Here is a 12,142-nt window from a genome sequence, read left to right as displayed (position 1 = left end):
TTTTTCCGAACTCATTTAACGGAGGTTGTTGGTGGCCAAGGATTTTCGATTTGGCATGAGCATGCGGTTCTACAAGTCGCGCGAGGCGCTCCTCGACAAGGCCAAGCGCGCTGAAGATTCCGGGTTCGACATTCTTTGTGTGCCTGACCATTTGGGTGCCGCCGCGCCCTTTCCCACACTGACCGCGGTCGCAATGGTCACCACGACACTGCGGCTGAGCATGTATGTGCTCAACTCCGCGTTCTACAAGCCGGCGCTGCTCAGCCGGGACATGCAAGGCCTGGACCTACTCAGTGACGGCCGCCTCGAGATCGGGCTTGGCACCGGCTACGTCCGGGAAGAGTTCGAGGCCGCGGAGATCCCCTACCCCAGCGCCGGTGCGCGGGTCGACTACCTCGAGCACATGACGAAGTACCTGAAGGAGCACCACCCCTCGACACCGCTCATCATCGCCGGCAACGGTGACCGCGTGCTGCGGATCGCGGCCCGCAACGCCGACATCATCGGGCTGACCGGCTCGAAGGTTAACGACGTCGAGGACCCGTTCGCCGAGCGAGTCGACTTCGTCCGCCAGGCCGCCGGCGATCGGTTCGACTCCCTCGAGCTCAATCTGGCGATCACGGCGATGCCACGCGACGGCGAGACCGAGCCCGACCTCAAGCTCACCCGCGCCTACGCACCGGAACTCTCCGATGAGGAGATCCTGTCCCAGCCGTCGGTGCTCAGCGGTTCTCCCACCGAGATCGCCGACACGCTGCGCGGCTACCGGGAGAAGTACGGCGTGTCCTCCTTCACCGTGCAGGACAACAACATCGCAAACTTCGCTAAGGTGATCGCCGAACTGCGCTGACGCTCGTCGCGGCCCACAGGCCTGAGCCTGCCGTCACGGTAAGCTCAGGCCCGTCCGCCCTCGGGGACCTGACGAAAATTGGTTGAGGCCTGGTCTCTTATGGTGACGTCCGATGGCCGAGAACGCGCTGCCGCGGATTTGGGAACGCCGCCGCGCGCCGAACTGCATCGTTCCGCGCTTGCCGACGGTATGTACACCAATTCGGCGTACACTTCTGGTGTGGAGACGAAGAGTGGTCGCTGGCACCTGCGCGTGACCGCGGCGCAAGATGCGGTGGTGCGACGTGTGCTCGACGTCACGGGCGAGTCGCTCAACGACTATGTGGTGCGTCACGCCGTTCAGGCCGCCGAGGCCGACCTCGCTGATCGGAGAGTGTTCGTCCTCGATGACGCCGCCTGGACCGATCTTCAGGCGCTGCTCGACCGTCCGCCAAGCCCCAAGCCCGAGTTGGCGCGCCTGCTGGCGAATCCGTCGATTTTGGAACGGTGAGCTACGAGGGGCCCGTCCTCTTCGGTGCCGATCACATCGTCGACGACTTCGACTGCGGCAACGACGTGCTCAACGAGTGGCTGCGGACGAAGGCTCTGCACAATCAGCGCGAAGGAGGCAGCCGCACCTGGGTGGTGCTGGACGGGCGACGGGTGGTGGCCTTCTATGCCTCCAGCACGGCGGTGCTCATGCGCAGCCGGGCGACGAAACGCGCTGCTCGCAATCAGCCGGACCCGTTACCTGCGGTCCTGCTCGGCCGGCTGGCCGTCGACGCGAACCATCAAGGGCGTGGTCTCGCTGCAGCACTTCTCAAACATTTCATCCTCAAGTCACTTGAGGTCGCGGAGCTGACGGGGGTTCGGCTGCTGCTGGTCCACGCAAACAACGACACCGCCCGGCGCTTCTACTTGCGCTACGGTTTTGAGCCTTCTCCTGTCGACGACCTAACACTGATGCTCCTCGTAAAGGACGTCCGGCCCAGCCCATCTGCGTAACGAAGCCGAGACGGTGCTGGATCGCGTCGACACGGCCGTCGCCGCCCGGCTTGATCATCGCGAGCAATAAAACTCGCGCTGAGCGCAGACCTCCCCTGGGCGGTGGCGAACCGGTAGCGATATCGGGATGTCCGTGGCGCTGACGAAAATTGGTTGAGGCCTGGTCTGTGGCGGTGGGCTCGAGGGTTGGGAAACGTGACCTAGCGGATTTGGGAACGTGCACACTGTCGGCTGGGGAATCAGCTCGCGGATAGTGCAACTTTTGGGCGCGTCAGGACGACGCAGAGTCCAGTTCGTGCAATTCGGGCCCGGACGGGTCCCACAACGCAGCCGGTACTGAGCGTTCGTCGGGTGTCCCTCAGGTAACGGATTGGAACGGATGCCGTGCACTGTCGTCAGTGCTCGGCACGCAACGCCGCGATGCCGGTCACGACGACGCGCTGGGGTGTGAAGGTGACTCGTCGTCCGGTTTGACTTTCGTCGCGCGGCCTTTCGTCCTCCCACACTAACGTGGCTGTGCCGGTTAGTTGCAGCGTTGTCCCCGTGGGGAAGTCGATGAAGAGCAAGGCTGTGGTCGGGTCGACCGTCACATTGCCCAGGCTGTTGAACAGGTTGTTGCCCGGGTAGTCCGGCCACCAGAGGCGATCGTGCTCGATGTGGACGAAGCCGGTCGGCCCGCCTCGATGGGAGGCGTCGTTGCCTGACGTCGGATGGCTGGTGCCCAGGAAGAATGTGTCGGCGTGTTCGATCAGCCGACCGTCCTCCGGTCGCAGAAGTTCGCCGGTGAAAACCGGTGTGCGGTCTGGGCCGGAAGCGTTGGCGGGGAGGCGCAGGTGGCGGTTCCGGATGAATTTCGGGCAGTTGCCGTATGCCTGGTCGACATCGATTGTCAGACCGCCGGAATCAGCCTGGGCGAGAACGCCGTTGATGCGCACTCGGCGGCGGGTGGCGAAGTCGATCACGATAAGCCCCGCGGGCTGGCGGGCCGGTAGGTCGTGGAGCGGGTCGGCGTCGAGAAAGGGGTCCTCGATGTGCAGTGTGGTCGGTGTCGCCGCCCGGAGGAAGCCGGGTTGTCCCAGCAGCGGTGAGGTCCACAGTCGGCCTGCGGCGTCGCGTGCGGTCAGGACCGCCAGCTGCGCCGCCGCCACGAAGTCAGCTGTGGCGGTGCGGAGCTGGCCGCGGGCCGCCATCGGGGCCAGCCGCTCGGCACGCGTGCGCACTCCGGCGCGTGTCTGGACGGCCAGCTCGCCGCTGTGGAATCCCACAGCGGCGGGCCGGTTTTCGTTCGTCATCTGCAGGGTCACAGGGGGTTACGACCGGCGAAGGCGACGACTCGCTGGGTGGGGGTCGCGTCCGCGCCGGCCGCGACCTCCGGACCGAAGAGATCTTGAGGTCGCAGCGCCGGGACGAGCTGCGATCCGACCGCTTCGGCCAGGGTGGCCTCGGCCTCGTCGAAGTGGATCGGCTTGCCGATGGCCACCGCCAGGTCCCAGCTGTGGATCAGCGTCGAGTAGGTGATGATGCCGATGGCCTGGCGGGCCGGCATCTCCCCGATGACGGTCAGGATGGGACGCTCCCAGTCGGTGATGGTGGTCCACGCTTGCTGTGAGCGGTCGACGGACTTCTCGACGACCGTGAGCGGCGCTGAACCGAGGATGTCGGCCCCGCTGAAAAGTTCCTGCTCGGTCGGGCCGCCCTGTCCGTCGAGGGCCGCCGCAAAGGCGTCGATCGTGGCGACAGTGTGGCTGAGCAGCGACCGCACGCTCCACCCTGAGCACGGACTGGGGGCGTCCAGATTCGACACGCTCAGAGTGGAGACCAGGTCGACCAGGCGCTTATCGGCCTGTTGCAGCAGGTCCAACGAGTTCATCCGAGTTCCTTTCGTCAACTAACGTTTGACAGCAATGTTTACCGTTAGATTTTGTACTCGCGCTGCCTAACGTTGTCAACATCTTGATAGCATTAGTTAAATGAATACCGGGTCACGGCTCCAAAGGGCGCAGGCGGCGGGATTCGTCGTGGCGGGAGAGCCCTTGGCTGTGGACTTGGCCGACACGATCATCACCAGTCGGGATCCAGTCGTCGATCTGCTTGCCGACGAGGCGGCGTGTCGGTTCTGGTGGGGCCTGCAGCAGGATCGACTACCCGACGGGACGCCGGCTCCGTCACTTGCGCTCACCATTGAGCTGCGTCAAGCAGTTCGCGAGATACTCGACGCACACATCGCCGGGATCAGTCCCAGCGCAGCGGTCGTCAATCGCGTCAACGACATCGCATCAAGCGTGGCCTGCACCCGGCAGCTGGTGCAGACCCCAGCCGGGTGGGCCGCCCTGACCACTCGCCATCCACCGGCCGACCGGTTGTACGAACTCGCGCTAGCTGCCGTCGCCGAGAGCCTTATCGATCTGCTGGTCGGGCCTGCGCACAATCGCCTGCGCAGATGTGAGAACCCGACCTGCAGCATGCTCTTCGTCGCCTCCGACCCCCGCCGCAAGTTCTGCACCCAGAACATCTGCGCCAACAGGACACGAGTGGCCCGGCACTACCACCGCCACCACCGCAACTGACCCGGGCCCCGGCCAACCGCGCCGATGCCAACTTCGCCGGCCGCGCATGCCGAGACGCCACCGCGAACACACTGCTTGTGCTCAACACGAAGTCTCGATGACTCATCGGGCGGCCGATAGCAACCATATCGTGAGAACCCGCGATGTCCGCCCGCGCCGGTCTTTCGTCCGTCGCGGGTTGTGGGCCGATCATCGCGGCTTGGACACCTGCGCCACCCATCGTGCGCCCACGCGGTGGGTATGGGTCAAGGTCAGGCCCGCTCGCTCGGTCAGCTCCGAGGCGCTGTCGAGGCCGACCGAGGCCCAGTCAAACCAGCGACCCATCCCGCTGTCGGATTCCAGGCGAACCCGTCGCTGCTTGACACCCGATGTCGCCGGGTCGAACTCGACAAGGCATTGCCCGCCGGGAGCGAGCAACCGCGCGGCGCGGGCCAACACCCGCACGGGATCGCCAGCGAGGCCGATGTTGCCATCGACAAGTAGCACGGTGCCCCAACCACCCTCGCCGGGCAACGCACTGAACACGTCGCCGCGCAGGGCAGGCGCGCCACGCTGGTTGGCGATCCGCACGGCGGTCGCGGATTGATCGATTCCCAGTGCGGGTAGCCCGCGTCGAATCAGTTGTGCGACCAGACGTCCAGGTCCGCAGCCGAGGTCGATCGTCGGACCCGTGCACAAAGACACCACCGTTTCGTCGAAGGAGTGGTCCGCGCCGTGATGGCCGAGCCAGAGATCCACCGGCAGCTCTACGCGTTCACCGTCGTCGTGGCGAAGCCAGCAGCGCTCCCCCAGAAGCGCGCGCTCGTACTGCGGTCCCAGCATCCACCCTCCAGGTACGAGTAGAGGGCGTGGCACGCCCGTGGTGTTGAGTCGCCGATCGGTCGTCGGCTCGGGATGCGTCTGCACCCAATCGCGGTGCCTGACGCGCACGGTCATTGTTATGTCCGGGTGGCGTTGGTTGCCTGGCGAGCGCCGGGCATGTGAGGATTCCGTCAGCAACGGTCGGTATCGCGCGCGGGCGGCAGTCTGCGCGCTCAGCGTTCGGGTCGTTGATGCGCGACACCTCCGCTGCCGGGGACGATCACCTCGGTGACGGTGCGTTGGTAGGCGTCGCGGCTGGCTGTGTCCCCTGAAACCTTCACCGTTCCCCAGTCGACCTCTGGGTGCCCGACCAGACGGCTGGGGATCTCGTAGAGGTTCCCGAACTGGGCGAGCTCGGTGAAGGTGCCCCCGACGTCGGGGTCTCTGTCCTCGGTGAGCCAGGGTCGTGGTGACTCGATCACCACGACGGGTGTCTGGGCGACGCCGCCAGAGATCGTGGCGATGTCGCGCACGCACGGAAACACGAACGACTGCGGCCAGCTGAGCAGAACCGGTCCGTGGCCGGCAAGAAACCGGTTCAAGGGCACGATCGAACGCAGCCGCGGTCCGGTGAACGCCAGCCAACCGAAGGCGTCGGTGCGGGCGTCGACCGCCCGGATCCGTACCCGGTCAGCGCCGCGGGGCACCTCGGCGGCATCGACACCGATCGTGCGCCACAGTGGATGGTCGGGATCCTCGCCGGCGGCCGGCCGGTCGTTCGGGGCGCGGTCGCTGAGCACACTGACCTCCGCCCCCTGGCTGCGGCCGAATTCGAAGGCGAGCGCGTTGCCGCCGTTGGTGCGCCCCGAGACCGACACCGCGATGCCGGCGTCGGGCGAGAGCACCGGCAACACGAACCAGGGGCTGGTCATGGCTGCCGTGGCTGCGACACCGGCCGCGCGGCTACCCCACAGGAAAGTCGACGTGCCTCGCCCCGGGGGGTCGGGCGGCGGGGCGCCGGGCACGAAGCCGCCGTGGGCGGTGAATCCGGCGATCGCGCCGCCGGGGTCGGGCGCGGTGTCCAGGATCGCGCCGTCGGGCAACACTTCGATGTCATCGGCCAACCCGCACGACCGGCTGCCGCCGATCCAGTGCGTGTTCATCAGGGCCAGTGAACCGGCCGGACGGCGGATGGGCGCCGCGACAAACGAGCCAACCAGCAGGGCGAGCGCCATACCGACAGCGGTCACGGCGATCATGGCGGGACCCGCGACCACCACCCGCAGGGCACCCGGCCGTCGAGCGGCGATCCCCGCTGCAGCCGACAGCGCCGCGACCAGCCCAAGCCACAACACCGGATGAGCCAGCGGCAGGCCGAGCGGTCGGGGCGCCGTGTCGGCCCACGGGACGTCATAGACCGCAGGCAGCCACCAAGCGTTCGGCCCGGCGAAGGCCAGCGCCGCCGCTCCGGCGGCCAGCGCCGATCCCACAACCCCGGCAAGAACGCCGTAACGATCGGCCGCAGCGACTCGCTGGACGAGCATCACGACGCCCACAGTGAGCAGCGCGGCGAGTAGTCCCGCCGCTGACCCCAGGTGGTAGGACCACTTCGACGGTGACAGCGCCAGCAACGCAAGCGCCGTCGCCACCACCCCCGCCAGCCGAGCACCGGGCCGGCCGATCCGATCGCCGCGGCGCAGCCCCGCCCACAAGGTGATCGGCACCATCGCGACGGACAACAAGACGGGCAGCCGCTTGGCGAAGCTGCCCTGCTGGTCGGACCCCAACAGGTACCGATAGCGCAGTGGCTCCTCGTGCCACCGCAGCGACGGCCCGAAAAAGTTGTGCCAGTCGGTGGCCACCACCACGCCATCCCAGGTTTGATCGGCGAAGACGACGGTAAGAGCCACAGCCGCGACGCAGCACAGCATCGCGACAACCGCCGACAGGTGCATGCGAGCGGATGCCGCGCGCACTGCCGCGATCAGCCGCGGGGCGAACACCATCATCGGGGCCACGACCAGAAGGCCGTTGGCACTGATCGGCACCGTGACTGCGACGACCAGCAGCAGCCAGCCCACACCGGCCGGACTGCGAGCGCGTATTGCCAGCGCAAGAACCGCCGTAACACCCAGCGCCACATACGGTTCCGGACGGGTACCGAGGTTGAACGGCAGCCAGGTCGCCAGCAGGAACAACGCCGCCAAACTGCGGACCCGCATGCTCGCCGCGACCCCGGGCAAAGCCGCGCGTAGTACCCCCCGCGTCAACACAAACCAGGTCGCGATCGCCAATGCGGTGCTGGGGCCCCGCAGCCAAAACGGCGCCACGCTGACCCCAGTCAGCGGTGCCAGCAGCTGCTGGCTCAACGCGAACGGCGCCTCGGCGGCGTTCCACCATCGATAGTAATTACCCGGGTTGCCCGTCTCGGCCTGGTTGCGCGCGATCATGGCGGCCCAGCCGTCGTCGACGGCCAGCGGACCGATCACCGCCCACCCGGCCAGCACCGCCACCACCGCGACGTCGACCCACCACAGTCGATCCCGCTGCCGCAGCCACCGTCGACGCGGCGCGGTGGGTCGCGGCAACAACCACAGCGCCGCGGCAGCCGCGATCAGCTGCACCCCGATCAGGGCGTTCTTCAGTGGACCGGGAGACGTGGTGAAGGAATCACCGACCTCGAGGCGCACCTGCATCCCGGTCGCATCGGCCGCGTCGAGGTCCGTACGGAACCCGAACACCTCAGGAACCGGGTGGCCGGGCAGCTCGATCGTGCGCCCGGAGTCGGCGTCGCGCACCGACATCCCGGCCGGTCCGGCTGCGACGTGCACGTCACATGCGACGTCGTGGCGCGCGACCGGCAAATGCACGCTGCGCCCGTCGGCGGCAACACTGATCCCGGTGCGATCACCGCCGACGGTCAGGCCTGCAGGCCCGGTACCGGTGCTCAGCGCAATGACACGTACGGCAGATGCGGTCGCGGCGCGCAGGGCCGCGCAGGGGATCGTCGCCTGCAGGTGCAGCGGTCGGTAGGGCACCACGATCGCGCTGCTGGAGACGACCGGCTGGCCGGGCACCGGCCAGGTCAGCGTCGTCGTTTGGGCCCGCACCGGACAGAATGGCAGCGCGAGGCCGGCAACGATGCCCACGAGGCCGACAAGCAGAGCCAGCCAGCCGGGAGTCGCCTCGCGTGCACGCTGTGACTCCAAGTCTGCAGTCCCTTCGGGATCGGGCCGACAGGGTTTACACACAAGGGTGTCGGTCCGTCGTGGTGGCTCGCTCGCACACCGCTTCGACGTCACGGTGCGGTCACCATTGAGCATCACGCCCGCCATCGGTCCCCCACCACAACGCCTGCACCCCGGCGCGGCAGCTGATGCAAACCCCTGATGACCTTCTGGCCATCGGCGAGGCAGGACCGCGGCAGTGAATGTTCTGCCGGCCAACAGCAAGACTCGATGAGCGAGCCGCGCGTCGGCCACAGCGGCGCGATACGTTCACCCGGTGATCGGCTCTGGACCTGCCGAAAATCGGTCGGCTAGCCGGCAGGCAGCCGGTCGGGCGACACGATCTGCAAGTTGTCCTGGCCGACGGGGTGGCTGCCGGTGATCAGCACGGTGCCTGAAGATGGATCCACTGCAACAGAATTGGGCTGTTGGACGGTGGGGACGTCAGCGATGATGCGCGGCGTCGCGGCGTCGGTCGTGTCGATCACGCGCATCAGGTTCGATGCGGTCAGGGTGACATAAAGGCGGGCACGGCGCGCATCGTAGGCCAGCCCGTACGGGTTGCCGGGACCCTCGATCCTGGAGACCTGCGAGATCTGCGGCTCGATTCGCTCGATCAGTACCGCACCACCGTCGGTGTCGGCGAGTGCAACCAGATCGGTGGACAACCCCACCACGTGGGTCAGTTTCACACCGGCCGGGCCGTGCGCGGCCAGCCGCTGCGCGGCGCCGTCGTAGACCCATAATCCGTTTCCCCGCACATCGGCGACGGCCGCGTACTTGCCCACGCCCGCAACGCCTCCCGGCTGCACCGGGCCGCCAGGAGCCGAACCGATGACCTGGCCGTCGCGGACGAAAACGACACCGCCGCCGAGTTCGTTGGTGACCACGATGGTTCCATCCGCGGTCTGAGCGGCGTCGTGCGGCTGGTGGCCGACTCCGGTCGTCCTGGCAACAACCGCGCCCTGCGAAAGCGACACCTGCAGCAGCTCGTTGGACCCCTCCATCGGCACCAGGACCGGCCCGTCCGGTCCGGCCAGACTTAGGTGCCGCGCCGCTGCGGTGGTCGAGATCCGTCGACGCACCACACCTGTCGCAGCGGTGAACAACACCACGCCATCGGGATTGCGCACCGCCACGGCCCCGACTCCGGACCGCCCGACCACGATTCCTTCCGGCGCAGCTCCGATCGACACCACCCGGCCCGCGGGCGGAGTGCGCAACTGACCCGCGGTCGCGGGCTCAGCCGGCCGCGCCGCGCCCGATGTCGGAGGCGGACTCGACGTGGACACCGGCGAGCCGGCATCGCGGCCACACCCGACCGTCACACCGACGGCCAGGCCGACGGTCAATGCGATAGATGCTATGTCCAGCGAAACCCGCATTCGTCGAGCCCGCGGCCTCAGTCGGGGTCTGCCACCGCGGTGTGCCGGACCGAGTGCTCGACACCACCGACGATCGCGGGCCTGCCGTCCGGCGGCTGTGTCGAGTCGGCGGCCCCCGCCCGCGGGTGTCGCCGCCGGCACCGCAGCGTGAGCACCGCGACGGCCAGCACGACCAGCACCACGACGGTGTCGGGAACGTGAGCGGCCAGAGCCGCGGCGGCCGTCTCGCCCCGCAGTGCGATCCTGGGATCGACGGCGGGGATGCCGGTGCTGCCACCGAAGAAGACGAATACCGCCCCGGTCGCGACAAACAGCAGCCCACCGATGGCAGACGTGGTGTGCAGGTGCAGCCGACCGACCTGAAATGCCCTCCCACGCAACCATTTCCGATGCCCGAGGTCGAACCGCTGCCACGCCGCAGTCAATAGGAACAGCGGCGCGGTCATACCGGCGGCGTAGACGGCCAGCAGCACGCCACCGCGCACTGGGGCCGCGCCGGCGGCCGCCACCGTGAGTACCGCACCCAGGATTGGGCCGGAACAGAAGCCGGCCAGGCCGTATGCCGCTCCCAGGCCGGCGGTCGATATCCAGGTGCTGCGCTGGGCCATTCGCGCCTGAAGGCGAACCACCGGCGCCAGAGTCCACCCGCCGCCGAGGATCTGAACCAGGCCGAAAACGATGACCACCGTCCCGGCAGCAACGATCAACACCCTCCGATGCTCGGTGAGGATGGCCGCCAGTCCGCCTGTGCCCGCACCCAACGGGACCAGGACCGCGGCCAGGCCGAGATAGAAGACACCGGTGCGCGCCACCATCATCGTCGGACTAGAAAAGGCGTACGCGAAGAACGACGGCAACAGCAGCGCGTTGCACGGGTTGAGCAGCGCCAGCACCCCACCCAGAAACGCAGCCAGGTAGCCGATGTCGAGCACGTCAAGGCGCCTTCACCGCGGCGGCATCGATGACCCGACGAAGCGTGTCCAAGGATTGCGCACCGATGAGCAGCTCGTCGTTGACCAGGAAGGAGGGCACGTGGGTGATGCCGAGCTGCCGTGCGTCGCTGCGGTCGCGCTCGACCGCGTCGGCGATGGCGGGGTCAGCCAAGTCGGCGACGAACCTGTCAACGTCGAGTCCCGCGTTGCGCGCCATCGCCATCAGCGATTGCTCGGTCACCGCCCCGCTGTTTTCCGGGGCCTGGTCGCGGTAAAACGCGTCGTGAAACGCCCAGAACGCCCCTTGGCGCGCTGCTGCGCGCGCGCCGCGCGCGGCCAGCACCGACTCCGGACCCAACTTGGCCAGGTCATGCCATTCGAAGCGCACCTTGCCGGTCTGCACGTAATCGCCGATCAGCACCGGCTGGCTGTCCAGATCGAACGCCCGGCAAAACGGACACTGGAAATCACCCCACTCCGCCACCACGACCGGCGCCGACACCGATCCCCTCGCGAGGGCATCGCCCTCGGACGGCTGATGCGCGCCGCGCCACGTCTGAATCGCCGAGGACGCGGCGGTGGATCGTGACGCACCGTGCTGCGTCTGTGGTTCGGACGAATGGTGGATACCGGCCACAGCAAGCACCACCACAACCGCGACCACACTCAACGCACCCAGCCACCACCGTGCACGCCCGGCCAGCCGGCGCCCAAGGGTGCCCGAGGCTCGCGGGCGTCGCGCAGCGGAAGCGCCCGACGAGTCGTTCATCATCAGATCATCCATGGTTCACCGATCGGTCAAAGTTGGATGTCGGCTGAGGCAGAACGTCTTTCGGGCATCGCGAGCACACTCGTCTTGGAGCAAGCGATGCTGACGCGAGGGTATGCATGTCCGTAACTCCTTGCAGCCGAAGGAATCTGATCAACTCACTGATTCGAAAATCGTGCTGTCTTGAATCGAACCCTACGCGCTCACCACCGGTCGAGACTTGGCGGTCACCGTTCCGTCACAATTGGCGTGATCCAATTGCTTTGCCGCGGTGCGACAATCAGGGCTGCTGCCGAAGGCGCCGGCCCCAGCGCATGCCAACCAACCAACGCATGCCAACCAAGGAGGTTCCCTCATGAATCGAATCGCATTCTCCATCGTCGGCGCCAGCCTGCTGGCCGTGGCCGGTGTTGCCACAGCCGGACCCGCGGGGGCGACGGCCGACGACACCGTCAACTCGTTGAAATCCGAGGGCTACAACGTGCAAATCAACGGGACACCAAGCGCCAACCTCTCGGCGTGCACCGTCACCGGCGTCAAGAAGGACGCTGGGGGCGCCAACCCGACCGCCTACGTCGACATTTCTTGCCCGACCGGCTGCTGACGAGGCCGCCAACCGCACCGGACG

Annotated in this window: 12 protein-coding genes; 5 read left to right on the top strand and 7 right to left on the bottom strand. The window is 67.4% G+C overall.

Annotation, left to right across the window (positions count from 1 at the left end; translation table 11 throughout):
- Positions 1–25 precede the first annotated feature (25 nt).
- The 3 genes from SKC41_RS12505 to SKC41_RS12495 all read left to right on the top strand — a co-directional run bounded on the left by SKC41_RS12505 (position 26) and on the right by SKC41_RS12495 (position 1,833).
- Complete coding sequence (locus tag SKC41_RS12505) at positions 26–850, top strand: LLM class F420-dependent oxidoreductase (RefSeq protein WP_330977873.1); 825 nt, start codon at positions 26–28, stop codon at positions 848–850.
- Between the two features lie 78 nt (positions 851–928).
- Entirely contained in the window at positions 929–1,339 is a 411-nt protein-coding gene (locus SKC41_RS12500; protein ID WP_133056264.1) for a type II toxin-antitoxin system TacA family antitoxin, read from the top strand.
- A complete protein-coding gene (locus tag SKC41_RS12495) occupies positions 1,336–1,833 on the top strand; it encodes a GNAT family N-acetyltransferase (RefSeq protein WP_023363547.1) in 498 nt (165 codons plus the stop codon). The genes SKC41_RS12500 and SKC41_RS12495 overlap by 4 nt, the downstream gene beginning before the upstream one ends.
- A gap of 395 nt (positions 1,834–2,228) precedes the next feature.
- Here SKC41_RS12495 and SKC41_RS12490 read toward each other — a convergent pair whose 3' ends face one another.
- Complete coding sequence (locus SKC41_RS12490) at positions 2,229–3,125, bottom strand: pyridoxamine 5'-phosphate oxidase family protein (RefSeq protein WP_046191501.1); 897 nt, start codon at positions 3,123–3,125, stop codon at positions 2,229–2,231.
- An 8-nt stretch (positions 3,126–3,133) separates the two neighbouring features.
- Positions 3,134–3,703 carry a TIGR03086 family metal-binding protein gene (locus SKC41_RS12485; protein WP_023363549.1) on the bottom strand — a complete coding sequence of 190 codons (570 nt, stop codon included), beginning with the start codon at positions 3,701–3,703 and terminating at the stop codon, positions 3,134–3,136.
- A gap of 100 nt (positions 3,704–3,803) precedes the next feature.
- On the opposite strand from SKC41_RS12485, the gene SKC41_RS12480 reads away from it, so the two are divergent.
- A complete protein-coding gene (locus tag SKC41_RS12480) occupies positions 3,804–4,400 on the top strand; it encodes a CGNR zinc finger domain-containing protein (RefSeq protein WP_023363551.1) in 597 nt (198 codons plus the stop codon).
- Positions 4,401–4,589: 189 nt separating this feature from the next.
- Here SKC41_RS12480 and SKC41_RS12475 read toward each other — a convergent pair whose 3' ends face one another.
- From SKC41_RS12475 to SKC41_RS12455, 5 genes are all read right to left on the bottom strand, one after another.
- A complete protein-coding gene (locus tag SKC41_RS12475) occupies positions 4,590–5,222 on the bottom strand; it encodes a class I SAM-dependent methyltransferase (protein ID WP_023363553.1) in 633 nt (210 codons plus the stop codon).
- A gap of 212 nt (positions 5,223–5,434) precedes the next feature.
- A complete protein-coding gene (locus SKC41_RS12470; RefSeq protein WP_023363415.1) occupies positions 5,435–8,410 on the bottom strand; it encodes an arabinosyltransferase domain-containing protein in 2,976 nt (991 codons plus the stop codon).
- A gap of 329 nt (positions 8,411–8,739) precedes the next feature.
- Complete coding sequence (locus SKC41_RS12465) at positions 8,740–9,780, bottom strand: hypothetical protein (RefSeq protein ID WP_225337107.1); 1,041 nt, start codon at positions 9,778–9,780, stop codon at positions 8,740–8,742.
- 50 nt (positions 9,781–9,830) lie between these two features.
- Positions 9,831–10,745: a cytochrome c biogenesis CcdA family protein gene (locus SKC41_RS12460; protein ID WP_023363419.1), complete on the bottom strand. Its 915-nt coding sequence runs from the start codon at positions 10,743–10,745 to the stop codon at positions 9,831–9,833.
- A 1-nt stretch (position 10,746) separates the two neighbouring features.
- Positions 10,747–11,529, bottom strand: coding sequence for a DsbA family protein (locus SKC41_RS12455; protein ID WP_023363421.1), 783 nt, complete (start codon positions 11,527–11,529; stop codon positions 10,747–10,749).
- A 340-nt stretch (positions 11,530–11,869) separates the two neighbouring features.
- On the opposite strand from SKC41_RS12455, the gene SKC41_RS12450 reads away from it, so the two are divergent.
- A complete protein-coding gene (locus SKC41_RS12450; protein WP_023363423.1) occupies positions 11,870–12,118 on the top strand; it encodes a hypothetical protein in 249 nt (82 codons plus the stop codon).
- The last annotated feature ends 24 nt before the right edge of the window (positions 12,119–12,142 follow it).

The sequence above is a fragment of the Mycobacterium sp. 050128 genome (assembly GCF_036409155.1).
Classification (GTDB): Bacteria; Actinomycetota; Actinomycetes; order Mycobacteriales; family Mycobacteriaceae; genus Mycobacterium.
Note: the sequence above shows the minus strand (reverse complement) of the source record. Positions and strands in the feature narration are given on the sequence as shown.